Source organism: Edaphosphingomonas laterariae (assembly GCF_900188165.1).
Taxonomy (GTDB): domain Bacteria; phylum Pseudomonadota; class Alphaproteobacteria; order Sphingomonadales; family Sphingomonadaceae; genus Sphingomonas_E; species Sphingomonas_E laterariae.
Genome location: NZ_FZOS01000003.1, coordinates 11,111 through 37,776 on the forward strand (window position 1 = coordinate 11,111; position 26,666 = coordinate 37,776).

Sequence of the window (26,666 nt, forward strand, 5' to 3'; positions counted from 1 at the left end):
ATCGGCTAGCGTCCGCTTCCCCCGACATAGCCGCCATCAGACGATCTCGCGCCGCATCCGAAACCTGACGGCCATTCCCCATCAAAATGTGTCCACGCGGCCTGGATGTAGACCGCAGGCCGGCGGCAATGGGTGGGATCAGGCGAGGTCCGCCAGTTTGCGCGGTGCGGCCCGTCGATAGCTTTGCCGCACGCGGTCCTCGATATGGTCCCAGTCGGGCGCTTCGTCGCGGACGAGGTTGATGCCGATCCAGCCGGAAACGCCGATATAAGCGGGCATGTAATAAAGGTCCGGGTCGGCCTCCAGCAGCATGGCCTGTTCGTCGCGGCCGCTGGTCTTCACCGTGATGCTGATCGGGGCATTATGGTGCCCCTCGTCGGTGAAATAGGCGAACATCTTCTTGCCCGCGACCTGGAAGGCGTGGGCGCCGTGGGACATTTTGGTGGTCGCTTCCGGCAGGGCGAGGCAGATCGCGCTCACCCGTTCGAGCAGCGCGTCGCGGTTCAACGCAGCCTCCGCGCATAATCGGCGAGCGCGGTGGCGTAGAGCTTGTGCTCCTCCACCAGCACGCGATCGGCCAGGCTGCCGGGCGTGTCGCCGGGCCGGATGGCGACGCGCGCCTGCGCGATCACCGGGCCGTCATCCAGTTCCGGCGTCACGACATGGACCGAGCAGCCGGCTTCCGCATCGCCCGCCGCGATCGCGCGGGCATGGGTGTCGAGGCCCTTGTAGAGCGGCAGCAGCGACGGGTGGATATTGAGGATGCGGCCTTCCCACCCGGCGATGAATTCGGGCGAAAGCAGCCGCATATAACCGGCGAGCGCGACCAGTTCGACATCGGCGGCGCGCAGTTCGGCATCGATCAGCGCGTCGAATTCGGCGCGCTTCAGGCCCTTGTGGCTTCTGGCCCAGATCGGCACGCCGGCCGCCGTCGCGATGGCGAGGCCGCCGGCATCCTCCACGTTGGAAAGCACGCGGACGACGCGATAGGGGCTATCCGCCGCCATGCTCGCGTCGACCAGCGATGCCATGTTCGAACCGCGTCCCGAGATGAGAATCCCGACGCGGACCGGGTCAGCCATTATGCGTGGCGCTCCACGCGTCGCGCGCGCTCCAGGCATCGCGCGAACCCGCGACGGTGCAGCCCTTTTCGCCGCTGGCGATATGGCCGATGCGGAACACATGTTCCTCGGCCGCTTCCAGCGCCGCCGTCACCGCGTCCACATCGCCGGGGCGAACGATCACCGCCATGCCGATGCCGCAGTTGAAGGTGCGGGCCATTTCCTCGGGCTCGATATTGCCCTGCGCCTGCAGGAACGCCATCAGCCGGGGCTGCGGCCAGGCATCGGCGTCGACATGCGCGTGCAGGCCTTCGGGCAGGACGCGCGGGATATTTTCCAGCAGGCCGCCGCCGGTGATGTGCGCCATCGCCTGCACCTTGCCCGAACGGACGAGCGGCAGCAGCGACTTCACATAGATGCGGGTCGGCGCCAGCAGCGCATCGATCAGCCGCACGTCCTGATCGAACAGGGCAGGGCGGTCGAGCTTCCAGCCCTTGTCCGCGGCGAGGCGACGGACGAGCGAGAAGCCGTTGGAATGGACGCCCGACGAAGCGAGGCCGAGAATCACGTCGCCATCGGCAACGCGCGTGCCCGTCAGCGCCTGATCGCGCTCCACCGCGCCGACGCAGAAACCGGCGAGGTCATAATCGCCATCGGCATACATGCCCGGCATTTCGGCGGTTTCGCCGCCGATCAGCGCGCAGCCAGCGATGCGGCAGCCCAAAGCGATGCCGGCGATCACGCGCTCGGCAACGCCGTTGTCGAGCCGGCCGGTCGCGAAATAATCGAGGAAGAAAAGCGGTTCGGCGCCCTGAACGATCAGATCGTTCACGCACATCGCGACAAGATCGATGCCCACGCCATCATGGTTGCCGCTGTCGATCGCCAGTTTCAGCTTCGTGCCGACGCCATCATTGGCGGCCACGAGCAGGGGATCGTTATAGCCCGCCGCCTTGAGATCGAAGAAGCCGCCGAAGCCGCCGAGATCGGCATTGGCGCCCGGTCGCGCGGTGGCGCGCGCCAGCGGTGCGATCGCCTTCACGAGCGCGTTTCCGGCCGCGATCGAGACGCCGGCCTTGGCGTAGGTATAGGGGGTATCGTCGGTCATGCACGGCCCCTAAACATATCCCGCTTGGATTTCCACGCCCAAGTCGCCAAAAGACGCGCGTGACTTCCGCCGTTCGATCCCTGCCGCACCTGAATCGCATCTGGATCGCGCTTGCTGGCGCCGCTTTGCTCGGCGCCGGTGGCGTCGTGATCGCGCAGATCGAGGGCAGCGACCGCGGAATCGCGCCGATCGACAGCAGTTCCAGCTACGAAGTCGGCGGCGTTACCGTCGATGTTTCGGCCAGGGATGCCGAATCTGCGCGCACCGCCGGCTGGCGTGTCGCGCAGCGCAAGGGCTGGGCTTTGTTGTGGAGCCGCACCAACGCCCAGCCGGTTTCGGCCGCGCCCGGCCTCTCCGATTCGACCCTCGATTCGATCGTCGCCGGCATCGTCGTCGAAGACGAACAGATCGGGCCGAAGCGCTATATCGCGCGGCTGGGCGTGCTGTTCGATCGCGCCCGCACGGGGCAACTGCTCGGCGCGCATGGGCAGGGCCTGCGTTCCCCGCCCTTGCTGCTGATTCCGGTGATGTGGTCGGGCGGAACGGCCACCAGCTTCGAAACCCGCACCGAATGGCAGCGGGCCTGGGCGCGCTTCCGCCCCGGCGGCAGCCCGATCGATTATGTGCGGCCGACCGGCACGGGCAGCGATCCGCTGCTGCTGAACGAAGCGCAGACCGGCCGGCCCGGGCGCGGCTGGTGGCGGATGATTCTCGATCAGTTCGGCGCGGCCGACGTGATCGTGGCCGAGGTCGCGGTCGAACGCAGCTGGCCGGGCGGGCCGGTCCTCGCCCGCTTCACCGCCCGCCATGGGCCCGACGACAGCATTCTCGATCGCTTCACCCTGCGCGCGCCCAATGGCGATGGCCTGTCCGCGCTGATGGACGAAGGCGTCCGCCGGATGGACGCCAGCTTCTCGCAGGCGCTGCGCGACGGGCGGCTGCGCCCCGATCCCTCGCTGGTGATCGAGGAGGAGCCGGAAGAACTGTCGGACGATGCCTTCGCGGCGGAAACCATGGCCGACGACATGGCCGTCACCGCCATTGCCTATAACGTCCAGGTCGAAACCGCCGACGCCGCCGCGCTCACCGCGGCCGAAGGCGCGTTGCGCGGCGTGCCGGGGGTTCGCGGGGTCGAAACGACCAGCATGGCGCTGGGGGGCCTTTCGGTCATGCGGGTCAACTATGAAGGCGAGATTTCCGGGCTGAAGATCGCCCTCCAGGCCCGTGGCTGGCGGGTCGAGGAAGGGCCGGGCACGCTGCGCATCCGTCGCGGCGCGCCCGCCGCACCGCCACCCAATGCGGCGCCGGCGCCGGCGGGCGGGCCGGACGCCCGATGAGCCAGATCGCCCTGCCATTCGCATGGCCGGAGGCGGAGGATGAACGGGATTTCTGTCGCGGCGAAGCCAATGCCGCCGCCCTTCGCCATCTCGAACATCGCGCGCTCTGGCCGGTCATGGCCACCTTGCTCACCGGCCCGCGCAAATCGGGGCGCAGCCTGCTCGGCCGCATCTTCGTGGCCAAGGCCGGCGCGCGGCTGATCGACAATGCCGACCGGCGCGACGAGGAGGAGCTGTTCCACGCCTGGAACCGCGCCCAGGCCGAACGCCAGCCGCTGCTGCTGATCGCCGATGCGCCGCCGCCGGTGTGGCAGATCGGCCTGCCGGATCTCCGCTCGCGCATGGCGGCCACGCCCCATATCGCCATTGCCGAGCCCGATGACGCGCTGGCCGCCGCCTTGCTCGAACGGCTGCTCGGCCAGCGCGGCCTTGCCGCCGGGCCAGACGTGATCGCCTATCTGCTGCCACGGATCGAGCGTAGCTATGTGGCGATCCTGCATGTGATTGACGCGCTCGATTCGCTGTCGCTGGCCAAGCGGTCGCGGATCACGGTGCCGCTTGCGCGCGAGGCGCTGGCCGCCGTCGGTGTCATCGACGATTCATGATTATTCGCTTATCCTGAAATGATGGAAGACGCCGCCGCCCTGCAGCCGATCGACGAAATCGAGCCCGTCGCCTCGCCGGTGGAGCCCGGCCAGCGCTATTTCAACCGCGAAATCTCCTGGCTCGGCTTCAATCGCCGCGTGCTCGAGGAAGCGTGCAACACCGCCCATCCGCTGCTCGAACGGCTCCGCTTCCTGTCGATTTCGGGCAATAATCTCGACGAATTCTTCATGGTCCGCGTCGCCGGTCTCAAGGGCCAGCTGCTGGAGGATGTCGACGCGCGCTCGGCCGACGGGCTCACCGTCGCCCAGCAGCTCGCCGCGATCGAGCGCGAGGCGGATCAGCTCATGGATTCGCAGCAGGCCGTCTGGCGCGAACTGAAGGCGGAAATCGCCGTGGCGGGCATCTCGCTTGTCGGCCATGACGATATTTCGGTCGAAGAGGCCGAATGGCTCCACAGCCATTTCCGTGATCAGATCTTCCCGGTGCTGACGCCGCAGGCGCTCGATCCCGCCCACCCATTCCCCTTCATCCCGAACAAGGGCTTCAGCCTGATGTTCGAACTGAAGCGGCTGTCCGATGGCGAACCGATTCGCGAGCTGGTGATGGTGCCGGCCACGCTGCCCCGCTTCATCCGCCTGCCCGGCGCGGCCGCGCGCTATGTGTCGATCGAAGCGGCGATCCGCCGGTTCACCGGCGTGCTGTTCCCCGGCTATTCGGTCGAGGCCTATGGCGCCTTCCGCGTCATTCGCGACAGCGATATCGAAATCGAGGAAGAAGCGGAGGATCTGGTCCGTTACTTCCGCTCCGCCATCAAGCGCCGGCGCAAGGGCCGGGTGATCCGGCTCGAATTGCTGGCCGGCACCCCCGAATCGCTCGAACGGCTGGTGAAGGACGAAATCGTCGGCACCGATGCGATCATCACCGATACCGAACGCTTCCTCGGCATCGCCGATCTCGAACAGCTGGTCGACGAGGATCGGCCCGATCTGAAATTCCCGCCGTTCAGCCCGCGCTTTCCGGAACGGGTTCGCGAACATGGCGGGGATTGCTTCGCCGCGATCCGCGCCAAGGACATCGTCGTTCACCATCCGTACGAAACCTTCGATGTCGTGCTGGCCTTCCTGCGCCAGGCGGCCAGCGATCCCGATGTCGTGGCGATCAAGCAGACGCTCTATCGCGCGGGCAAGCAGTCGGCCGTTATCCGCGCGCTCGTCGATGCGGCGGAAGCCGGCAAGTCGGTCACCGCCGTCGTCGAACTCAAGGCGCGGTTCGACGAGGAACAGAACCTGATGTGGGCCTCGCAGCTGGAACGCGCGGGCGTGCAGGTGGTCTATGGCTTCGTCGACTGGAAGACCCACGCCAAGGTGTCGATGGTCGTCCGCCGCGAAGGCGGGGCCTACCGCACCTACTGCCATTTCGGCACCGGCAACTATCACCCGGTCACGGCCAAGATTTACACCGATCTCAGCTTCTTCACCGCCGATCCGCGTGCCGGGCGCGATGCCGCGCAGCTGTTCAACTACATCACCGGCTATGTCGAACCCAGCAATCTGGAAATGCTGGTCATGTCGCCGCTCGGCATGCGCGATCGGCTGTGCGATCTGATCCAGGTCGAAATCGATAATGCCCGCGCCGGCAAGCCCGCCGCGATCTGGGCGAAGATGAACTCGCTGGTCGATCCCGCGATCATCGAACAGCTCTACCGCGCTTCGGCGGCCGGGGTGCAGGTCGATCTCATCGTGCGCGGCATTTGCTGCCTGCGCCCGGGTGTGCCTGGCCTGTCGGAAAATATCCATGTGAAGTCGGTCGTCGGCCGCTTCCTCGAACATAGCCGCATCATGTGCTTCGGCAACGGCGCGGCCTTGCCCAACAAGAATGCGCGCGTGTTCATCTCCTCGGCGGACTGGATGCCCCGCAACTTCGATCGTCGGGTCGAATATATGCTGCCGATCGAAAACCCGACGGTGCATGCCCAGATCCTCGATCAGGTGATGGTCGCCAACCTGATCGACAACGAACAGAGCTGGCACCTCAATTCCGACGGCAGCTATGATCGCGTCGTGCCGGGTAAACGGCCGTTCAACCTGCACCGCTATTTCATGACCAACCCGTCTTTGTCCGGGCGCGGCGCGGCGCTGGAGCGCAGCGGCGCGGTGCCCAAGCTCAGCCTGCGGCGCGCCGGCTGAAGCCGAAGCAGGCTTACCTCTAAAGGCTGGCAGGCGGGGTGTCCGCGTGGATTTCACGATGCCGTGCAAGCCTTTGTCCGCGCGGGGACGGCAGGTGAGGCGAACGAAAACTTGCGAAAATCGCCGCTCCGCACTTCCGGCGCAGGCCGAATCCCGCTAATCGCAGTCCAGCATGGTCGCCGCATCGCTCTACCGCAAAAAGGCCCGCGAGGGCCGGGATGACGGCCGCACGGCCATCATCGACATCGGTTCGAACTCCATCCGCCTCGTCGTCTATGACGGGCCGGTTCGTATCCCTTCGATCCTGTTCAACGAAAAGGTGATGGCCGGGCTCGGCCGTGGCCTGGTCAAGGATGGCGCGCTGGACAGCGAAGCCACCGATCGGGCGCTGACCGCCTTGTCCCGCTTCCAGCGGCTCGCCGGCCAGATGGGTGTGGCGCAGGTCCGCACCGTGGCCACCGCCGCCGTGCGCGAAGCGAGCAACGGCGCCGATTTCATCGATCATATCAAAGCGCTGGGCCTGCAGGTTGAAGTGCTTTCGGGTGAGGAAGAAGCCCGGATGGCGGGCTATGGCGTGCTCGCGGGTATTCCCGACGCCAACGGCATCGTCGGCGATCTCGGCGGCGGCAGCCTCGAACTGATTCGCGTCGGCGATGGCAAGGTGGGGGAACGCGTCTCCTTCCCGCTCGGCGTCCTCCGCGTCGCCGCCATTCGCGACCATGGGCCGAAGGCGCTGGAGCGCGTCGTTGTCGAGGCTCTCGGCGCGACGGGGTGGGAGGGCCGGGGCGAGGGCCTGCCTTTCTATCTGGTCGGCGGCTCATGGCGTTCGCTGGCCCGGCTCGACATGCACCTGTCGGGCTTTCCGCTGCCGATCATCCACCATTATCGCATGCCGATCGAAGCGCCCCAGCGCCTGATCCGCTCGCTCGCCCATCTCGACAAAGCCCGCCTGCGCGAAATTTCCGGCATTTCGCCGTCGCGCATCCCGACATTGGGGCACGCCGCCGCGCTGCTGGCGGTGCTTGTCCGTCACCTCGGTTCGTCCAGCCTCGTCGTTTCCGCTTATGGCCTGCGCGAAGGGCTTTTGCATCGCAGCCTGCCCGAAGCCGTGCGCGCGCAGGATCCGCTGATCAGCGCCACGCGCGAAGAAGGCGTGCGGCAGGGCCGTTTTCCCGAACATGGCGATCTGCTCGATCGCTGGATCGCGCCTTTGTTCACCGGCGAAGGCCCGGCCGACGCCCGGTTGCGCCATGCGTCCTGCCTGCTCGCCGATGTGGGCTGGCGCGCTCACCCGGAATTTCGCGCGACGCGCGGGCTGGAAACCGCGCTGCACGGCAATTGGGTGGGCATTGATGCGCAGGGGCGGGCGAAGATGGCGCACGCGCTCTATCGCAGCTTCGGTGGCGATGGCGTTTCGGCCGTCGTGGCGCAACTGCTCAGCCCGGATGAAATCGCACAGGCCGAACGCTGGGGGCTGGCGATGCGGCTTGGCCAGCGCCTGAGCGGGGGCGTTGCCGAACCGCTTGAAACCAGCGCGCTCGGGCTCGCCCGTGACGCGCTTACCCTCACGCTCCGCGCCGCCGATGCCGCGCTTTACGGCGAATCGGTGGAACGTCGCCACAAGACGCTCGCCAGCGCCTTCGGCCTCAAGCCCACGCTCGTCATCGCCGGCTGAACGGCACGGCGCTCCCCGTGTCATGCCGGCATACGCTGTCCTACACGTAAAGCACGATGATAGGAGGGAGGCGGAAGCGACGGAAAACCCGCCGTTTCAGTTCTTTCTCACCGCAGGCTCAGCGCGATGCACGGAAGTTGAGGAATGCGCTGGCATGCCTCAACTTCCTCAACTTGGGTGTCGCGTCGCGCTCGCTATGGCCGGGTCAGCCGCAGCGCACCGACAGGATCACCTGATTGCCGTCCACCTCGATGTTCAACCGGTCGGCGCGATAATCCATCGTCACCGGCTGGCCTTGGCGGACCACGCGCACCGTGCCCGATCCGGTGGCGCGGCGGGCCTTCTCCACCGTTCCCTGCTCGGCCGTCTGGCCCACAAAGGCCTGGCCGGGGTCCGCATTGCAGGCGCCGTTCGGGGCCGGCGTCGGCATGGTTTCCGCCTTGTCGGCGCAACCGGCCAGCATCAGGGCGCCGGCGCCGGTTGCGATCAGGGCTATCGTCCGCATGTCATCCTCCCGAAATCAGGCCGCCATGGCTTTCTTCGCCGTGCCCGGCGCGCCTTCGCCGAAATAGGTTGAAATCTCCGACGAGTCATAAAGTTTCACGGGGGGAATGTTCAATGCGGCGCGCGCCTCGTCCAGGCTGAGGCCGAACAGCGGTTCGTACTTCGCCATGAACAGCGGCGTGGCGGCGCGGCCGATCTGGATGCCGCGCTCCACGAAGTCTGAAAGCGTCGCATAGGCGGCCGGATAATGAAGCTGGACGCGCGTGAACATCGGCATGATCAGCAGCATGTGGACCGCTACCATCTCGCCCGCCAGTTCGGGGGACATGTTGCGGTTCCAGTTTTCGATCCGCATCCAGAACGGCACCACCTCCGCCATCGCGTCGAAGCCGACGCCGCCCAGGATATGTTCGAAATCATGGGTCTGGGCGGAACGAAGCTCGAAATATTCTAGGTCGGTGGCCGGCCGCCAACTGGGATCGACGCGCAGGCGCGGGTCGAGCGCGATGTCGAGATCGCCGGCAACCAGATAGTCGTAAAAGATGCGCCCCAGCGTGCCCTTGGCATAATCGGCCAGGTCCTCGCGCGTGAAGCTCGATATGAAGCGTTCTTCCATGAACGCGTCGAAGGCCGGATTGCGGCGGCGTTCCTCGCCCAGCAGGCGGTTCACTTCGGCCGTGTCGCGCACTTCCCAATAAGCGCGCACGATATTGGTGCTGTCCCAGCCCACCCGCCGGTCGGCGCCGTTGCGGCGGAGCATCGCGGTCGTCATCGCGTCGCCCAGCCGGGGGTTGTTCAGGTAACGCGACGAACTGACGAGCACGCTGCTTTCGGTGGCAGTGTCGATGACGCCGATCCGCGAAAAATCATCCATGATCCGCCTCCTGCTCCACGCGCGCCTCGTGTCCGGGCGCGCTGTCGCGGCGGAGTGTGCCTGTGGCGGAGCAGGGCGCCAAGCTCAAAATGAAGATCGTTCATTGTGAGCCGGGCGACAGGATCATTCGGGTTCGACGGCCGACATCACCAGCTTGCCGCGCCGGACGCTGAACGCCATGCGGCCTTCGACCAGCGCCAGCGCGTCCTTGCCGAACAGATCGAACCGCCAGCCTTCCAGCAGGCCCAGTCCTTCGCGCTGGCCGGCGGCCAGAGCCTCCAGTTCGTCCGAACGCGCGATCAGCCGCGGCGCGACATCGGATTCGCGCGATCGGATCTTGAGCAGCAGCTTGAGCAGATCGGCGATCAGCGCGCCTTCCTTGCCCAGACCGGGCTTGCGGTCCTCGCGCGGGGGCATTTCGTCGTCGGACAGCGGCGTCGCCGCCTCGATCGCGCCGATCAGCCGGCCGCCGATATCGTTGGTCGCCCAGCTTGGGGAAAGGCCGCGCACCTTGGACAGATCGGCCTGCACCTTGGGCGGGTGGGAGGCAAGATCGGCCAGCGTCTCATCCTTGGCGATGCGCCCGCGCGGCAAATTCTTGCCCTGCGCCTCGCGCTCGCGCCATGCCCCCAGCGCCTTCAGCCGGCCGAGGACGTCCGCCCGGCGGCTCGGCACGCGGATGCGCATCCAGGCCTGTTCGGGCAGGTTTTCGTAGTTGGAAGGATCGCCCAGCCGCTCCATTTCCTGATCGAGCCACTGGCCACGGCCGGTGCGGCGCAGGCGATCGAGCATCTTGGGGAAGATCGCCATCAGGTGGGTGACATCGCCGATCGCATAATCGATCTGGCGCTTGTCGAGCGGGCGGCGGCCCCAATCGGTGAATCGCGCCCCCTTGTCGAGTTTGATGCCGAGCATCGATTCGACGAGATTCGAGTATCCGACCTGTTCGCCCATGCCGAGGGCCATCGCCGCAACCTGCGTATCGAACAGCGGATGGGGGGTCTTGCCGGTCAGGTTGTAGACGATTTCGAGGTCCTGGCCGCCGGCGTGGAAAATCTTCAGCACGTCCTCATTATTGACGAGGAGATCGAGCAAGGGTTTGAGATCAATGCCTTTTGCCTTGGGGTCGATGGCGGCAGCCTCGTTGGCGTCGGCGATCTGGATCAGGCATAGATCGGGCCAATAGGTGTTTTCGCGCATGAACTCGGTGTCGACCGTAACATAGGGCGACTGCGCAATACGGGCGATGAAAGCGGCGAGCGTGTCGCTGTCGGTAATCAGCGGATGAATCTGCATGTCAGGTCCATAGCCGGGTCTCACGGCTTGACAAGGCGCACATGTGCGCGCGAAGCGCGGCGCTCGCGAATAATCGATCATTGAAAGACAATCATGCACGCCTATCGCTCGCACACCTGTGCCCAACTGCGCGCCTCCGACGAGGGCGCGACCGTCCGCCTGTCGGGCTGGGTCCACCGCAAGCGCGACCATGGCGGCGTGCTGTTCGTCGACCTGCGCGACCATTATGGCCTCACCCAGATTGTCGCCGACAGCGATTCGCCGGCCTTCGCCACGCTCGACGGGATGCGCGTCGAATCGGTGATCACCATCACCGGCAATGTGAAGCTGCGCGCCGAGGGGACGGCGAACGCCAATCTCGCGACCGGCGATGTCGAAGTCTATGCCCGCGAAGTGACGGTGCAGTCGACCGCGCAGGAACTGCCACTGCCGGTGGCGGGCGAGGCGGATTATCCGGAGGACATTCGTCTCCGTTACCGCTTCCTCGATCTGCGCCGCGAACGGCTGCACAAGAATATCGTGCTGCGCTCCAACGTCATTGCATCGCTGCGCCAGCGGATGATCGGGCAGGGCTTCACCGAGTTCCAGACGCCGATCCTGACCGCTTCGTCGCCGGAAGGCGCGCGCGACTATCTGGTGCCGAGCCGCGTCCATCCCGGCAAGTTCTACGCGCTGCCGCAGGCGCCGCAGATGTTCAAGCAGCTGCTGATGGTTGCCGGCTTCGATCGCTATTTCCAGATCGCGCCCTGCTTCCGCGACGAGGATGCCCGCGCCGACCGTTCGCCGGGTGAATTCTACCAGCTCGATTTCGAGATGAGCTATGTCACGCAGGAAGACGTGTTCGCCGCGATCGAGCCGGTGCTGCATGGCGTGTTCGAGGAATTCGCCGATTTCGACGGCAAGGGCCGCAGCGTTTCGCCGCTGCCGTTCAAGCGCATCCCCTACAAGGAATCGATGCTGAAATACGGCAACGACAAGCCGGATCTGCGCAACCCGCTGATCATTTCGGACGTGTCGGACCAGTTCAAGGGATCGGGCTTCGGCCGCTTCGCCTCCATCGTCGAGGCGGGCGACGTGGTGCGCGCGATCCCGGCGCCGGGGACGGCGGACAAGAGCCGCAAATTCTTCGACGACATGAATAGCTGGGCGCAGTCCGAAGGCTTTGCGGGCCTGGGCTATGCCACCCGCAAGGGCGGTGAATGGGGCGGCCCGATCGCCAAGAACCATGGCGAGGACAAGATGTCGGCGATGGCCGAGGCGCTCGGCCTCGGGCCGGACGACGGCCTGTTCTTCGCTGCCGGCAAGGAAGCGCAGGCGGCGAAGCTTGCCGGTCTCGCCCGCACGCGCGTCGGCGAACAGCTCGGCCTCATCGATCCCGAGCGCTTCGAATTCTGCTGGATCGTCGATTTCCCGATGTTCGAATATGACGAGGACAACAAGAAGGTCGATTTCAGCCACAACCCCTTCTCGATGCCGCAGGGCGAGCTGGAGGCGCTGGAGAGCAAGGATCCGCTCGATATCCTCGCTTATCAGTATGACATCGTCTGCAACGGCGTGGAGCTGTCGTCGGGCGCGATCCGGAACCACCGGCCGGAAATCATGTACAAGGCGTTCGAGATCGCCGGCTACAGCCAGCAGGAAGTCGACACCAATTTCGCCGGCATGATCAATGCCTTCAAGTTCGGCGCGCCGCCGCATGGTGGCTCGGCTCCGGGCGTCGATCGCATCGTCATGCTGCTCGCGGACGAGCCGAACATCCGCGAGGTGATCGTCTTCCCGATGACGCAGAAGGCGGAAGACCTGATGATGCAGGCGCCCGCGCCGGCGACGATGAAGCAGCTGCGCGAGCTCAACATCCGGGTGGTCGAGCCGTCCAAGAGCTAAGAGCGCGACCGACCTTGCGTCATGCCGGCGAAAGCTGGCATCTCGTGCGGCAAGGGTGCGCCCTGATGGCATGAGACCCCGGCCTTTGTCGGGGTGACGCGGGACGGAGGGATGGCGTGACCATCGATCTTTCGGACTATGAAACGGGCGCCAAGTTCGACGGCGATTATGATGAGGCGCTGGAGGCGGTTCAGGAGCGCCTGGCCCGTATCCAGGTCGCCCATATCGTCCATGGCCGCCGCGCGATCATCGTGTTCGAAGGCTGGGACGCGGCCGGCAAGGGCGGCACCGTCCAGCGGCTGACCGCCAATTGGGATCCCCGCTATTTCGAGGTGTGGCCGATCGCCGCGCCGACCGAGGAGGAAAAGGAGCGCCATTTCCTCTGGCGTTTCTGGACGCGGCTGCCGGGCCGTGGTGAGATCAACATCTTCGATCGCAGCTGGTATGGCCGCGTGCTTGTCGAGCGCGTCGAGAATTTCGCCACCGAGAAACAGTGGCGCCGCGCCTATGACGAAATCAACGAGTTCGAGGCGCAGCAGAAGGAAGACGGCACCACCATCGTCAAGCTGTTCATGCACACCACGCAGGAATCGCAGGACGAACGGATCAAGAAGCGCATCCAGCATCCCTGGAAGCGCTGGAAGACGGGTGCAGAGGATTTCCGCAACCGTGCCCGCCGGGCGGACTATCTGGCCGCCATGGCCGACATGTTCGAACTGACGAACACCCGCTGGGCGCCCTGGCAGGTGATCGACGGCAACAACAAGAAGGCCGCGCGCATCGCGGCGCTCACCTATATCGCCGATCGCCTGGAAAAATCGGTGCCGATGACGCCGCCACCGGCCAGCCCCGAACTGATCGCGCTCGCGCGATCGAACTTCGGCGCGGATTTCGAGATAAGCTGAAAATAACACCTGCTAAATTGTAGAAATCGCTTTAACCTTTTTGGAGCGCCATTGCCGCTGGGCTGAAAAGTGGCAAGAAGCGTTCCGGGGGAGTGGTGGCTGCATGTCCGATGGAGGTGCGCTTTTTCGCGCGGGTGCGCGCGTTGTGCGGCAGGGATTGGCTGAGCGCCTCTATGTGGCCACGCGGATCGATTATACGCGGCCGGTAAGCATTCGGGCATTTTTGACCGAGAGATGCAATTACCGGTGCCTATATTGCGACCATTGGCGGCAGGACCACTATGCGTCGGAGATGGGCCTCCCCCAATGGACGGATGTCATAGCCGGCCTGCGCGCCTATCTTGGTCGATGCACGATCCAGTTCATCGGTGGAGAGCCATTGATCAGGCGCGATCTTTATCCCCTCTTTGGCCTTTGCCGGGAACAGGGCATAGATTGGGGCATCTGCTCCAACGGTTTTGCATTCCGCTCGTCGGTGGCGGCGATGTTGCTCGATGCTCATCCACTCAATATCGACCTTTCTATCGATAGCGCGGATGCCGATGTTCATGATCGGCTTCGTGGCGTTCCAGGATCATTTGGTCGTCTGCGCGCCGGACTGGATCATCTGATTGCCTGCCGGGCGCGGGCTGGTGCGCGGACGCTGATCCGAATCAAGACGACCGTGTCGCGCGATAATTTTCGCGATCTGCCGCAATTGGTCGACCTATGTTCTGGGCTGGCGGGTGTCGTCGTTGATTTTTCACCCGTTCGGCTTTGGCGTGAGCACGAGATCGAGGCGCTATATGTGCGCCGAGACGATGATCTTCGCGACCTCGATGAAGTAGTGGAGCATCTGGTCGATCGCAAAAATGGCGGGGCCCCTATCGAAACGAGTGTGGAGAAGCTCCGCGCGATCGGGCCGCATTTTCGGGGCGAAAGGCAATTTCATGGATATGCCGAATGCCGGGCAGGGCTGCGCTCGCTAGAAATCCGGCCGGATGGGGAGGTGCGGCATTGCTGGGGGATGCCGGCCATTGGCAATATCGTCGGCCAGTCCGTGAAGGCGCTCTGGGAAGGAGCGCAGCGCGCCGATGTTCTGCCCCGGACATTGGTTTGCGAGCATGCTGGCACGGGCCTCTGCGCCACTGCCTGCACCAGCCATCGCACCTTGCCGCAGGAAATTCGTCGTGGCCTGACCTGGCTGTCCAGCCGTCGGGGTGTCGCTTGACGTTCGACGCGTGGGTCGCTCGGCAGTTTCGGATCCGGCGGATGCGGCATTTCATGGCCGTGATGCGACCTTCGCCCCGCTGCCGGATCGTGGACGTCGGGGGAATGCCCGAGCTGTGGGATATGCTGGGCGCCCCGCTGAACGTGACGCTCCTTAATCTGCCGGGCGCGTTCAACGACATTCCGCCGCACTGGCGGGGCAGGGTGGTGGTTGGCGATATCTGTCGGAATGCCGATCTGGTTTCGGGCTACGATCTGGTGTTCAGCAACAGCGTGCTCGAACATGTCGGGTCGCTGGCGCGGCAACGGGCCTTCGCGGCGGCGGTGGCCAGCGCGCCGAGCTATTGGCTGCAGGTGCCCGCACCCGAATTTCCGTTGGAGCATCATTGCAAGGCGCTGTTCTGGTGGTTGCGCCCCGCGGCACGCCGGCGCGCGGTGATCCGCGCCTGGAAGCGCGCGGGCCGGACATGGGATGCACGGCAGATGGCTGGAACACGCCCTATCGGGCGGGATCGGCTTCGCCATCTGCTACCGGATGGTCATATCGCGGTTGAGCGGGTGCTGGGCGTGCCCAAATCCTATTATTGCTACCGTGTCGGTGCGGGCGTTCAGCCTGCGGGATAGCTGATCGTCAGCACTTCCCATTCCTTGGGGCCGGCAGGTAGCTCGACGCGACGGACATCGCCGATGGTGGCGCCCTTGAGCGCGCGGGCGAGGGGGGAGCGCCAGCTGATCCGGCCCTGGCCGGCATCCGCCTCATCCTCGCCGATCAGCGTGACGATGCGTTCCTTGTCGTCCTCGTCGACGAGCGTGACGGTGGCGCCGAACCAGACCCGATCGCGATCCGCCTGCGTGGCGGGATCGACCACCTTGGCCGCCTTCATCCGCCGCGAAAGATGGCCGAGTTCCCGGTCGATCTCGCGCAGTTTCTTGCGGCCGTAGATGTAATCGCCATTTTCGGAGCGATCGCCGTTGCCGGCCGCCCATGAAATCACCTCGACCAGCTTGGGCCGATCGACGGCGAAAAGCTGGTCATAGCGTTCCCTGAGCGCCTTGAGGCCGGCGGGCGTGATATAATTGGGCGGGCGATCGTTCATGGCCGGGCAGATATCAGCCCGGCGTCGATTTGCCGAGATAGGCCGACAGCTTGTTGCGCGACGGCATTCTGGCGTGTTCGGGGTTCATCGCCGAATAGACGACCGCGTTTTCCAGCACGCGTTGCACATAGCCGCGTGTTTCGGAAAGCGGGATCTGTTCGATCCAGTCCACCACGTCGACGCCCGGCATCCGGGGATCGCCGTTGGATCGCAGCCACTTGTTCACATTGCCTGGGCCGGCATTGTAACTTGCCACCGCAAGCACATGATTTCCGCCATAATAGCTGAGCATGCGCTGGAAGAAGCTGGACCCGAGCAGGATGTTGTAGGACGGATCGGCGGTCAGCCGGCCATAATCATATGGCAGGCCAAGCTTCCCGGCCTGTTCGCGTGCCGTGGCGGGCATCAGCTGCATCAGCCCACGCGCGCCGGCATGGCTGACGGCTTCGCGATCGAACTGGCTTTCCTGCCGCGCGATCGCGTGGATCATCACCCAATTGCCGCGTTCGGTGGGCGGCACGGAGACCTGTGGGAAGCCGGTCGGCACGAAATCGCTGAGCCCGGTATTGCGCGCGTTACGCGCCACCATCACGCCGAGATCGGGGCGGCTGATCTCGCGCGACAGTTCGGCTGTCAGCGCGTGATCGGCGTCGGTCTTGGCGTCCTGCGCGATCGTGCGGAGGAACTGGCTCTGGTTGCGCCAGTCGCCCAGCTCGCCAAGAATGCGCGCCGCGCGGACGATCGGCCGTTGCATGAAGCTCGTCCGTTCGGCGGCGGCGATGCTGGTTGGCGCCACCTGCGGCGTGGCTGCCGGCCGGCCGATCCGCTCGGCCGCCAATTGCCCGTAGAATTGATCGGGATGCGACGCGGCTTCGGTGAAATAGCGCGTCGCATTGGGCTGGTCGCCCGCAGCCACGGCGGCGCGGCCCGCCCAATAAAGCCCCTTGGTTTGCGTGCCGGGTGACTGGGCGGCGGCGGCATAGCGGCTGAACATCCCCACGGCGTCGGCCGGGCGATTCATCTTCTGAAGCGCGGTCACGCCGCCCAGCCAGACGAGATCGGTATAGGCATCGCGTTCCGCGAAGCTGCGCGTGCGGACCGACGTGCCCGGCGCGAAGGCGCTGTCCGCCTGACGGGCGATGTCGAGCGCATAAGTGGACTGGTTGTCGTTGGACGCAGCACGGGCGTTGATGACAAGGATTTCCAGCCATTTCGCGGGATCGAGCGGCGGCGCGGCGAAGGTGCGGCGCTGGCCGAGCCAGGATCGCGCGGTCACGCCCTGGCCGCTGTCGCGCAGCCAGCGGGCCCGATCGGCGACGTAGCCGGGATCGTTATTACCGCTCGACGCGAACACCATCGCCTTCTCGGCAGCGTCGGCGCGCTTGGTCTGCATCGACAGCCGGGCGTCGAACAGGCCCTGCTTCACCGGCGACGTGCGCGCATATTGGCGGGCCGCGGCGGTCGTCGCGCGATCCCACAGCAGGCGATCCATGCGGGTGTCATGATCGGCCTGGGTGAGTTGCGGGCCGAAGCGGCCGAGCAGGCGCAATTCGTCGGATTCGCTGAGCGCGCCGCCGGTCCATGCCGCACGCGCGGCGGCGGTTGCGTCCGCCGTCCGCCCGATCGACGCCAGCGCCTCGGCCTGGCGCAGCCGCCCGGCATTGGTGAGTGGCGGGAAGCGATCGAAGAATCGCGCCACTTCGGACGGCGCCACCGGATAGGATTCGAGTTGCCGCTCGGCCGTCCGCCGCATTGCCGATTCGCCCGGCCAGCCGGGGAAGGCCAGCAGGAAACCGGCATATTCGGAGAAAGGCAGGCTATCCGTCTGGCGCAACCGGTTCCAGCGCACGACGCCTTCGGCAACCGGATCGGACGGCACGGATGTGGCCGAAAACGTGCTGGATGCGCCCAGCCCGAGCCTGCTTCGATACCAGTCCCGCTGTTCGCTCGTCAGCGTCGCCGCACTCGCGACAGACGCCATCAATACTCCAAGCCCAAAAACGCGCGTCAACATGCTGGACATGATGTGGCAGCCATCCTTATCAGCCCGTGAATGAAACCGGCCCTCCCGGTTGGCCACTATGCCGACAATGGGGCTTCAGGTGAAGGGAGTGCATGATGTTCAGCGGGTCGATTCCGGCTCTCGTGACCCCGTTTCGCGACGGGAAGTTCGATGAGGCGGCCTTCCGCTCTTTCGTCGATTTCCAGATCGAGAACGGTTCGTCCGCGCTCGTGCCGTGCGGCACGACGGGTGAAAGCGCCACGATGTCGATCGAGGAACATAACCATGTCGTCGCGGTCTGCATCGAGCAGGCGGCGGGGCGTGTGCCGGTGATCGCCGGCTGCGGATCGAACGATACCAAGGTCGCGCTGGAACATATGCAGCATGCCAAGGCGGCGGGCGCCACCGCCGGGCTGGTGGTGCTGCCTTATTATAACCGCCCCAACCAGGACGGCCTGATCGCGCATTACGCCTATCTGACCGATCACTGCGATCTGCCGATCGTGCTCTATAACGTGCCGGCCCGCACGGTGACCGACATCAACGTCGACACGATGGCGCATCTTGCGAAGATCCCGACGATCGTGGGTGTCAAGGATGCGAGCGGCAAGGTGGAGCGCGTGGCGGCCCAGCGGCTCGCCTGCGGGCCGGATTTTTGCCAGCTTTCGGGCAATGACGATATGACGCTGGGCTTCATGGCGATGGGTGGTGTCGGCTGCATCTCCGTCACCGCCAATGTCGCGCCGCGCCTGTGCGCCGATTTCCAGGCTGCCTGCCTGTCGGGCGACTGGAAGGCAGCGCTGGCGTTGCAGGATCGTCTTTTCCCGTTGCACACGGCGTTGTTCACCGATGCTTCACCCGGCCCGGTGAAATACGCGATGAGCCGCACCCGTCCCGGTTTCCCCGTCGAGCTGCGCCTGCCGATGACTTGGCCGTCAGAGGCGAGCCGCAAGGCGGTGGATGCGGCGCTGGCCCATGCGGGGCTGGTGTAAGGCGCGAGATTGCCCATATGGGCGCGTGACGCGATTCGCGCGCCCAAGAAAGTAAGAGATGGCCCGCCCCAAGCCTGCAACCTTCGAAAAAGTGAAGACGGTCGCCGAAAACCGGCGGGCGCGGCACGAATATTTTCTCGAGGAATTCTTCGAGGCGGGCATCGCGCTCACCGGCACCGAGGTGAAGTCGCTTCGCTTCGGCGAAGGTTCGATCGCGGAAAGCTATGCCGAGCTGAAGGACGATCAGGTCTGGCTGGTCAACGCCAACGTGCCCGAATTCAGCCATGGCAACCGCTTCAACCATGAACCGAAGCGGCCCCGCAAGCTGCTGCTGCACGAGCGCGAGATCAACAAGCTGCGCAACGCGGTGGCGCGCGAAGGCATGACGCTGATTCCGCTGTCGATCTATTTCAATCCGCGCGGGCGGGCGAAGGTCGAACTGGCGCTGGCCAAGGGCAAGAAGCTGCACGACAAGCGGGCGACCGAAAAGGCGCGCGACTGGAAGCGCGAACAGCAGCGCCTGCTGCGCGATCGGGGCTGACGCATGTTCGACAGAATGCGGGCGTGGTCCGAACGCAACATGCCGACGCGCGAAACTTTCGAGAAGATCGGCTGGCTGCGGCCGATCGCCCACCGCATCCTGTTGCCGGAACTGTGGCGGTTCCACCGCCGTTCGGTTCCGCGCGGCGTGGCGCTGGGCGTGCTGGTGGGCGTGCTGATCCCCGTCGCGCAAACCGTTTTCGCGGCGATCTTCGCGCTGCCTTCGCGGGCGAATGTGCCCGTCGCGGCGTTGACGACCTTCATCACCAATCCCTTCACCACGCCGGCCATCTGGGCCTTTTCGATCTGGATCGGGCGCAAGCTGCTCGGTCACGATCTTGGCGATCCGGCGGCGCTGGCCGGGCATGTCAGCCAGTCGATCGGCTGGACCGAATGGATCGTCCGTGATGTCGGCCCGGCACTGGCGCTCGGGCTGGTGGTGGTGTCCGTGGTCGGTGCGGCGCTCGGCTATGTCATCGCGTCGGTGATGTGGCGGATGTGGATCGCCCGCAAGTGGCGCCAGCGCCGCAATGAACGGATCATTCGCGGCTGAGGCGTCCGATTTCGGCTTGGCGCTTCGATAGTTGAGGCCTGACGGTGGAACATGCCGACAGGCTGCTGCGCGCCTGCTTGACGGGGTGGCGTGCATCGGATGATGAAGGCCGCCATGGCCACCGCCTCTCCGCCACTAACCCCACCTGATCTGCGCACGGCCGACCGGCCGATCCTTTGGGGTGTGCTGGCGATCGGGCTGGTGACGGCGCTTTTGCTGCTGTGGTTGCTGGGCGATCTGGTTGCGGCGGGCATCTTCATCGCGCTCTTCTGCTCCACCGTCGGGCTGGTGGTGCTCTATGCCAGCCGCCGGAGCACGAGCTACACCGTGTCGGCGCCCGCCGATATCGGGCTGATGAGCGCCGCCATCAACGATTCCGGCGATGCCGTGGCGATCACCGATCGTGCCGGCCGGCTGATCTGCGCAAGCCGCGTTTATGGCGAATGGTTTCCCGGCCTGCCATCGCCGCCGGGGCTGGCCATCGCCGACAATGGCGATGAGCGCCTGGCCCAGATCGGGCGCGCAGCATGGCGCGACGGATCGGCAAGCCTCGACGGCCTTGCCAGCGGGCGCGGCCGGCTGAGCGCGACGGTGATGCGTGCGGGCCTTAGCGAGGATCATCTCGTCTGGCGGTTGCGGCGGATGGAGGGCAATGACCTGACCCATCAGGCGCGCCGTCTGGTCGAAGGCGATGGCGGCGTCCGTCTTGGCGCCGCCGGTGTGATGGCCGCGATCGTCGATGGCGGCGGCCGGATCGTTTCCGCCAATCGGGTATTCCTCCAGCGCGCGCTGGGCGATGGCAATGGCGACGGGACCGGGCAGGTTCTGGCCCATCTGCTGGACGACAGCCGCGATCTCATTCGCTTCCACAGCGAAGGCGCGAACGCCACGCCGCTGCGCGTCATTCAGGTGCCGCTCGACGACGGCATCGGCGAAAGCCCGACGCTTTTCCTGTTGCTCGACGATGCCGCCGCGCTGCGCCCGGCCGTGGAGGCGGCGTCCGGCCATATCGAGGCGCTGCTGGCGATGCTGCCGCTCGGCCTCGCGCTGGCCGAACGCGATGGCCGCATCCTGTTCATGAACGAGGCCTTCCGCCGCGCCGCCGGGCTGCCGCCGGGGCAGCCGGTGCTCTATCCCAGCGATCTCGTCGTCAAGGAAGACAAGGCGGCGGTGGCCGATGCCGTGCGGCGCTTTGCCGCCGGGCAGCGCATGTCGGGTGATATTGCCGTGCGGTTGCGCTATCGCGCCGACGAGCCGGTGGCACTCACCATCGCCGGCGCGCGCGGGTTGGGCGAGGCGGCCGCGCTGCTCAGCCTGAAGGACAATAGCGAGGAATCGCGGCTCAAGAATCAGGTGGCGCAGGCCACCAAGATGCAGGCTGTCGGCCAGCTCGCCGGCGGCGTCGCCCACGATTTCAACAATATCCTGACCGCGATCATCGGCCATTGCGATCTGATGCTGCTGCGCCATCGCCCGGGCGAGAGCGACTATGACGACATCCAGCAGATCCGCCAGAATTCCAACCGCGCCGCCGGCCTGACCCGCCAGCTGCTCGCTTTCTCGCGCCAGCAGACGCTGCGGCCGCAGATCCTGCAGCTGCCGGACGTGATTTCGGAGATTTCGAACCTCATCAAGCGACTGATGGGCGAACAGGTGAAGCTGATCGTCAAACATGGCCGCAATCTCGGCCAGGTGCGTGCCGATCCCGGGCAGCTGGAACAGGTGATCGTCAATCTGGCGGTCAACGCCCGCGATGCCATGCCCGGCGGCGGCACGCTGACGATCCAGACCTATGCGGTGAGCGCGGCCGAAGTGCGGCGCCTGAACAGCGATATCCTGCCCGTCGCGGATTATACCGCGCTCAGTGTGTCGGACACCGGCACCGGCATTCCGCCCGAACTGCTCGGCAAGATTTTCGAACCCTTCTTCACCACCAAGGAAGTGGGCAAGGGCACCGGCCTCGGCCTCTCCACGGTTTACGGCATCGTCAAGCAATCGGGCGGGTTCATCTTCGCCGATTCGAAGCCGGGCGATGGGACGAGCTTCGTGATCTATCTGCCGGTTCATCGCGCCGATCCCGTCACCGATGCGCCGCCCGTGCCCACCAAGAAGCCCAAGCAGGGCGAATTGTGGGGCACCGGCACCATCCTGCTCGTCGAGGATGAGGACATGGTGCGCGCCGTTGCCGAACGCGCGCTCACCCGTCAGGGCTATAAGGTGCTGACGGCGGCCAATGGCGAGGAGGCGCTGGAGGTGCTGGAGGCAATGGCGGCCGAGGATGGCGAGGTGATCGACCTCCTGGTTTCCGACGTCGTGATGCCGACGATGGACGGGCCCACGCTCGTCCGCCACGCGCGCGAGAAATTCCCGCAGCTGCCGATCCTGTTCATGTCGGGCTATGCGGAGGAGCAGTTGCGGCGTTCGATCGACCTCGATCGCGTGGCCTTCCTCGCCAAGCCCTTCTCGGTGCAACAGCTGGCGGAAGCCGCGCGCGACGCGTTGGTCCAGAACAAGGGCTGAGCCCTCCTTCCACGGTGAAGCGCATTCATCTTGCGCGAATCGCACCTGCATCGCACCATCGGGTCCGCGCGCTCTCCCGATTGGATACAGCGCGCGCCGGACGAGAGACGGGCGGCCCTTGAAGGGGCGACCCGACCGTGGAGGAGGGCCGATGTTCGACAAGGTGATCAGGAACGGCCGTGTCGTCGATGGAACCGGCCGGCCCGCCTTCATCGCGGACGTCGCGATCGCCGACGGGAAGATCGCTGCCGTGGGCCGCGATCTCGGCCGCGCACGCGAAGATATCGACGCCGATGGGCGGATCGTGGCGCCGGGCTGGGTGGACATCCATTCGCATTATGACGGGCAGGCGACCTGGGATCCGCTGCTTTCGCCATCCGGGCAGCATGGCGTGACGACCACGGTGATGGGCAATTGCGGCGTCGGCTTCGCGCCCGCCCGGCCCGAGGACCGCGAGGCGCTGATCACGCTGATGGAGGGCGTTGAGGATATTCCCGGCAGCGCCCTTTCCGAAGGACTGCCGTGGACGTGGCAGGGCTTCCCCGAATATCTCGACCGGCTGGACGAGATGCCGCGCGTGATGGATATCGCGGCCCTGATCCCCCACAGCGCGGTGCGGGCCTATGTGATGGGGCCGGAAGCCTCGATACGCGGCATCGCGACGCCGGCGGAGATGGCCGAGATGGAGGCCATCGTCCGCGATGGCATGGCGGCCGGCGCGATCGGCTTTTCGACGTCGCGAACCAAGCTGCACCTCGGCGCCGATGGCAAGCCGGTGCCCGGCAGCTTTGTCGAGATGGAAGAATTGCTCGGCCTTGGCCATGCGGTCGGCGCGGGCGGGGGCGGGATGCTCCAGCTCGTCTGCGATTGGTCGCGCGACGATCCGGCGCGCGAATTCGCATGGATCAGGCGCCTTTCGCGGGAGACGCGGCAGCCGCTGTCGTTCACGCTCGTCCAGTTCGATGAAACGCCCGACCATCCGCGTCGGCTGCTTTCGCTGCTGGCCGAGGCGCGGGCGGAAGGATTGCCGATTCACGCCGGGGTCGGATCACGCCCGGTGGGCATGCTGATCAACCTCGAAAGCAAGATCCATCCCTTTTCCGATCACCCGTCTTACGCGGCGATCGCGCAGCTGCCGCTCGCCGCGAAGCTGCAGCGGATGCGCGATCCTGCATTCCGCACGCAGCTTCTGGCCGAAGAAAGCATCAGCCAGAACCGTTATTGGCGCCCCAAGATGCAGGCATGGGGCAATATGTTCCCGCTCGGCGATCCGCCCCAATATGAGCCGGGGCCGGAGCGTTCGATTGCCGCGCAGGCCGCGCGCGCGGGCCGCACGCCGCAGGAACTGGTCTATGATCTAATGATCTCGGGGGAGGGGCTGGAATGGCTCTATTTCCCGATGATCAACTATTCGGAAGGCAGCCTGGAACCGCAGCTGGAGATGATGCGCGATCCGGGCGGTGTGATCAGCCTCGCCGATGGCGGGGCGCATTGCGGGCTGATTTGCGATGCGAGCGCGCCGACCTTCCAGCTGACCCACTGGGTGAAGGCGCGTGAGCGCGGCGCCCGGCTGGGGCTGGAGGAAGCGGTGCATTTCCAGACCGGGCGAACCGCCGCGATGTGGGGCTTCACCGATCGCGGCGTGATCGCGCCGGGCAAGCGCGCGGACCTCAACATCATCGATTTCGATCGGCTGCGGCTCCTGCCGCCGCGCTGGGCGGCGGACCTTCCGGCGGGCGGGCGACGGCTGTTGCAGGACGCCGAGGGCTATGACGCGACCTTTGTCGCCGGGCGGATGACATGGCAAAATGGCGAACCGACGGGCGAACGCCCCGGCCGCCTCGTTCGCAAGGTCGAACCGCTCGTCGCATAGGAAAGCGACGAAACGACGCGCAGATGCTGGCGGGCGGCGCGCGCCCATTGTATGACCTACGCAATGACCAGCCCTTTGCGCATCCTCGTCATTGAGGACGAACCGTTGATCGCGATGGTTCTCGAGGACTATCTGGACATGCTCGGCCACGGGGTCGCCGGGCTGGCCGAAACGGTTGAAACGGCGCTGTCTTTCGTTGCGGCCGGCGATTTCGATGCGGCCATCCTGGATGTTCATTTGCGTGGTGGCGAAGCGAGCTGGCCGGTGGCGGATGCGCTGGTCGCGGCCGCCAAGCCATTCCTCGTGGCGACCGGCGGGCATGTCGAACCGCCGCCATCCCGCCACGCATCGGCACCTGTGCTGACCAAGCCCTACACGATGGATGGGGTGCGTATGGGGCTCGACGGGATCACCGCATCGGCCTGATTTGTTCCCCTCTTGTTCGATAAGAACAATCCGTGTACGAAGCATCCCGGTTGAACCGCGCGGACGCGCGATCTAACGAGGGAGCTGACCGGATGGCCGCACAGTTGAAGCTCATCGGTTCCGAAAAGGAAAAGGCCGACATGGATAGGCAAAAAGCCCTCGAAGCCGCGCTCGCGCAGATCGATCGCGCGTTCGGCAAGGGCTCCGCAATGAAATTGGGCAGCCGCGAGAAGATCGAGATCGAAGCGATCTCGACCGGATCGCTGGGCCTGGATATCGCCCTCGGCATTGGCGGCCTGCCGCGTGGCCGCATCATCGAGATTTTCGGCCCGGAAAGCTCGGGCAAGACGACGCTGGCGCTCCACGCCATCGCCGAAGCGCAGAAGGCCGGCGGCACCGCCGCCTTCGTCGATGCCGAACATGCGCTGGATCCGATCTATGCCAAGAAGCTTGGCGTCGATATCGACGAACTGATCGTATCGCAGCCGGATACGGGTGAACAGGCGCTGGAAATCACCGACACGCTGATCCGCTCGAACGCGATCGACGTGCTGGTGGTCGATTCGGTCGCCGCGCTGGTGCCGCGCGCCGAAATCGAAGGCGAGATGGGTGACAGCCATGTCGGCCTGCAGGCGCGCTTGATGAGCCAGGCGCTGCGCAAGATCACCGGCTCGATCAACCGGTCGCGCTGCCTGGTCATCTTCATCAACCAGATCCGCATGAAGATCGGCGTGATGTACGGCAATCCGGAAACCACGACGGGCGGCAACGCGTTGAAATTCTACGCGTCGGTCCGTCTCGACATCCGCCGCACCGGGCAGATCAAGGATCGCGACGATATCGTCGGCAATGCGACGCGGGTGAAGGTGGTCAAGAACAAGGTCGCCCCGCCGTTCAAGCAGGTCGAATTCGACATCATGTATGGCGAAGGCGTGTCCAAGGTCGGCGAGATTCTCGATCTTGGCGTCAAGGCGGGCCTGGTCGAAAAGTCGGGCGCCTGGTTCAGCTATGATTCGATCCGCATCGGCCAGGGGCGTGAAAATGCGAAGAACTATCTTCGCGAAAATCCCGAGGTCGCCACTCGCCTCGAAAAGGCCATTCGCGGCAATTCGGCCGAAGTTGGCGACGCCATGATGGCGGGGCCGGAACCCGACGACGATATCTGAGACGGTGATGGGGAAGGGGGAGGCGCGGCCGGTCCGCATCATCGGGCTGCCGACCGACACGCATTCCTCCTTCCTGCGCGGCGCGGCCTCGGCGCCCGCCGCGATCCGCTCGGCCTTGTGGAGCGAGGCCGGCAACGCGGCGTGCGAGAACGGGCTGGAACTCGGCAGCGACATTCCCATCGAAGATATCGGTGATCTGCCCCTGCGCGAGGATGCGGGCGATCGCGCGCTGATCCGCGATGCCGTAGCGCGCGCGATCGCGGACGGGGCTTTCCCGCTGGCTCTGGGCGGAGATCACAGCGTCACCTTTCCGATTATCGAGGCGGTGGCTGCGGCGCATGGCCCGGTCGATATCCTGCACATCGACGCGCATCCCGATCTCTATGACGATTTCGAAGGCGATCCGCTCAGCCACGCGTCGCCATTTGCGCGGATCATGGAGCGCGGGCTTGCCCGACGGCTGGTTCAGGTCGGCATTCGCACACTCAACCGCCATTGCCGGGAACAGGCCGCGCGCTTCGGCGTGGAGATTGTGGCGATGCGCGATTTTACGCTCGATGCGGTGCCGGGCCTCGACGGGCCGGTCTATCTCAGCCTCGATATCGACGGCATCGATCCCGCCTTTGCGCCGGGCGTGTCGCATGTCGAACCGGGTGGATTGACCGTGCGCGAGGTGCTCGCGCTCATCCATCGCATCCGCGCGCCGCTGGTCGGCGCCGATATCGTCGAGTTCAACCCGACCCGCGATGTCGGCGGGATCACCGCCGCGCTCGCCGCGAAGCTCGCCCGGGAAATAGCCTCGGTCGCGGTCGTCAACGGACGCCCCTGACCGGCCGGCACGCGCGTCGCCAT

At 65.6% G+C, this 26,666-nt stretch carries 24 protein-coding genes; 16 read left to right on the forward strand and 8 right to left on the reverse strand.

Going from position 1 to position 26,666, the window contains the following annotated elements:
• Positions 1 to 138: 138 nt before the first annotated feature.
• From CHB74_RS22715 to purM, 3 genes are read right to left on the reverse strand one after another with little or no spacing between them, the layout of a single operon-like run.
• Positions 139 to 507 (reverse strand): MmcQ/YjbR family DNA-binding protein, encoded by a 369-nt coding sequence (locus CHB74_RS22715; protein ID WP_342746569.1) that lies wholly within the window; start codon positions 505 to 507, stop codon positions 139 to 141.
• Positions 504 to 1,082, reverse strand: a complete 579-nt coding sequence (gene purN, locus CHB74_RS22720) for a phosphoribosylglycinamide formyltransferase (RefSeq protein ID WP_089218322.1) — start codon at positions 1,080 to 1,082, stop codon at positions 504 to 506. The genes CHB74_RS22715 and purN overlap by 4 nt, the downstream gene beginning before the upstream one ends.
• Positions 1,075 to 2,169 (reverse strand): phosphoribosylformylglycinamidine cyclo-ligase, encoded by a 1,095-nt coding sequence (gene purM / locus CHB74_RS03935; protein ID WP_089218323.1) that lies wholly within the window; start codon positions 2,167 to 2,169, stop codon positions 1,075 to 1,077. Before purM ends, purN begins: the two co-directional genes overlap by 8 nt.
• A 59-nt stretch (positions 2,170 to 2,228) precedes the next feature.
• Between purM and CHB74_RS03940 the strand changes: the two genes are divergently transcribed.
• From CHB74_RS03940 to CHB74_RS03955, 4 genes are all read left to right on the forward strand, one after another.
• Positions 2,229 to 3,506, forward strand: coding sequence for a hypothetical protein (locus CHB74_RS03940; protein WP_089218324.1), 1,278 nt, complete (start codon positions 2,229 to 2,231; stop codon positions 3,504 to 3,506).
• On the forward strand, positions 3,503 to 4,111 hold the full coding sequence (locus tag CHB74_RS03945; RefSeq protein ID WP_089218325.1) for an HdaA/DnaA family protein: 609 nt from the start codon (positions 3,503 to 3,505) through the stop codon (positions 4,109 to 4,111). Before CHB74_RS03940 ends, CHB74_RS03945 begins: the two co-directional genes overlap by 4 nt.
• A gap of 21 nt (positions 4,112 to 4,132) precedes the next feature.
• Positions 4,133 to 6,298, forward strand: coding sequence for an RNA degradosome polyphosphate kinase (locus CHB74_RS03950; protein WP_245842600.1), 2,166 nt, complete (start codon positions 4,133 to 4,135; stop codon positions 6,296 to 6,298).
• Positions 6,299 to 6,470: 172 nt separating this feature from the next.
• Positions 6,471 to 7,973: a Ppx/GppA family phosphatase gene (locus tag CHB74_RS03955; protein WP_089218326.1), complete on the forward strand. Its 1,503-nt coding sequence runs from the start codon at positions 6,471 to 6,473 to the stop codon at positions 7,971 to 7,973.
• 205 nt (positions 7,974 to 8,178) lie between these two features.
• On the opposite strand, the gene CHB74_RS03960 is transcribed toward CHB74_RS03955, so the two are convergent.
• The 3 genes from CHB74_RS03960 to rnd all read right to left on the reverse strand — a co-directional run bounded on the left by CHB74_RS03960 (position 8,179) and on the right by rnd (position 10,647).
• Positions 8,179 to 8,478, reverse strand: a complete 300-nt coding sequence (locus tag CHB74_RS03960; protein WP_089218327.1) for an I78 family peptidase inhibitor — start codon at positions 8,476 to 8,478, stop codon at positions 8,179 to 8,181.
• A gap of 15 nt (positions 8,479 to 8,493) precedes the next feature.
• Complete coding sequence (locus CHB74_RS03965) at positions 8,494 to 9,351, reverse strand: Coq4 family protein (RefSeq protein ID WP_089218328.1); 858 nt, start codon at positions 9,349 to 9,351, stop codon at positions 8,494 to 8,496.
• A 123-nt stretch (positions 9,352 to 9,474) separates the two neighbouring features.
• Positions 9,475 to 10,647, reverse strand: a complete 1,173-nt coding sequence (gene rnd, locus CHB74_RS03970) for a ribonuclease D (protein WP_089218329.1) — start codon at positions 10,645 to 10,647, stop codon at positions 9,475 to 9,477.
• Positions 10,648 to 10,740: 93 nt separating this feature from the next.
• On the opposite strand from rnd, the gene aspS reads away from it, so the two are divergent.
• From aspS to CHB74_RS03990, 4 genes are all read left to right on the forward strand, one after another.
• Positions 10,741 to 12,531, forward strand: a complete 1,791-nt coding sequence (gene aspS / locus CHB74_RS03975) for an aspartate--tRNA ligase (RefSeq protein ID WP_089218330.1) — start codon at positions 10,741 to 10,743, stop codon at positions 12,529 to 12,531.
• Between the two features lie 116 nt (positions 12,532 to 12,647).
• Positions 12,648 to 13,436 carry a polyphosphate kinase 2 family protein gene (locus CHB74_RS03980; RefSeq protein ID WP_089218331.1) on the forward strand — a complete coding sequence of 263 codons (789 nt, stop codon included), beginning with the start codon at positions 12,648 to 12,650 and terminating at the stop codon, positions 13,434 to 13,436.
• A gap of 103 nt (positions 13,437 to 13,539) precedes the next feature.
• A complete protein-coding gene (locus CHB74_RS03985; protein ID WP_089218332.1) occupies positions 13,540 to 14,646 on the forward strand; it encodes a radical SAM protein in 1,107 nt (368 codons plus the stop codon).
• Between the two features lie 89 nt (positions 14,647 to 14,735).
• On the forward strand, positions 14,736 to 15,269 hold the full coding sequence (locus CHB74_RS03990; protein ID WP_218821381.1) for a hypothetical protein: 534 nt from the start codon (positions 14,736 to 14,738) through the stop codon (positions 15,267 to 15,269).
• Here CHB74_RS03990 and greB read toward each other — a convergent pair.
• Positions 15,254 to 15,742, reverse strand: coding sequence for a transcription elongation factor GreB (gene greB, locus CHB74_RS03995; protein ID WP_089218334.1), 489 nt, complete (start codon positions 15,740 to 15,742; stop codon positions 15,254 to 15,256). The genes CHB74_RS03990 and greB overlap by 16 nt on opposite strands.
• 13 nt (positions 15,743 to 15,755) lie before the next feature.
• Positions 15,756 to 17,765: a lytic transglycosylase domain-containing protein gene (locus CHB74_RS04000; protein ID WP_089218335.1), complete on the reverse strand. Its 2,010-nt coding sequence runs from the start codon at positions 17,763 to 17,765 to the stop codon at positions 15,756 to 15,758.
• A 95-nt stretch (positions 17,766 to 17,860) separates the two neighbouring features.
• Between CHB74_RS04000 and dapA the strand changes: the two genes are divergently transcribed.
• From dapA to speB, 8 genes are all read left to right on the forward strand, one after another.
• Complete coding sequence (gene dapA / locus CHB74_RS04005; protein WP_089218512.1) at positions 17,861 to 18,736, forward strand: 4-hydroxy-tetrahydrodipicolinate synthase; 876 nt, start codon at positions 17,861 to 17,863, stop codon at positions 18,734 to 18,736.
• 58 nt (positions 18,737 to 18,794) lie between these two features.
• Positions 18,795 to 19,277: an SsrA-binding protein SmpB gene (smpB, locus tag CHB74_RS04010; protein ID WP_089218336.1), complete on the forward strand. Its 483-nt coding sequence runs from the start codon at positions 18,795 to 18,797 to the stop codon at positions 19,275 to 19,277.
• Between the two features lie 3 nt (positions 19,278 to 19,280).
• Positions 19,281 to 19,829, forward strand: a complete 549-nt coding sequence (locus tag CHB74_RS04015; RefSeq protein ID WP_089218337.1) for a DUF2062 domain-containing protein — start codon at positions 19,281 to 19,283, stop codon at positions 19,827 to 19,829.
• Positions 19,830 to 19,943: 114 nt separating this feature from the next.
• Positions 19,944 to 22,349: a hybrid sensor histidine kinase/response regulator gene (locus CHB74_RS04020; RefSeq protein WP_089218513.1), complete on the forward strand. Its 2,406-nt coding sequence runs from the start codon at positions 19,944 to 19,946 to the stop codon at positions 22,347 to 22,349.
• 151 nt (positions 22,350 to 22,500) lie between these two features.
• On the forward strand, positions 22,501 to 24,222 hold the full coding sequence (locus tag CHB74_RS04025) for an N-acyl-D-amino-acid deacylase family protein (RefSeq protein ID WP_089218338.1): 1,722 nt from the start codon (positions 22,501 to 22,503) through the stop codon (positions 24,220 to 24,222).
• Between the two features lie 63 nt (positions 24,223 to 24,285).
• Positions 24,286 to 24,648, forward strand: a complete 363-nt coding sequence (locus tag CHB74_RS04030) for a response regulator (protein ID WP_089218339.1) — start codon at positions 24,286 to 24,288, stop codon at positions 24,646 to 24,648.
• A gap of 92 nt (positions 24,649 to 24,740) precedes the next feature.
• Positions 24,741 to 25,814, forward strand: coding sequence for a recombinase RecA (recA, locus tag CHB74_RS04035; RefSeq protein WP_089218340.1), 1,074 nt, complete (start codon positions 24,741 to 24,743; stop codon positions 25,812 to 25,814).
• Between the two features lie 7 nt (positions 25,815 to 25,821).
• Positions 25,822 to 26,643, forward strand: a complete 822-nt coding sequence (speB, locus tag CHB74_RS04040) for an agmatinase (RefSeq protein WP_089218341.1) — start codon at positions 25,822 to 25,824, stop codon at positions 26,641 to 26,643.
• Positions 26,644 to 26,666 lie beyond the last annotated feature (23 nt).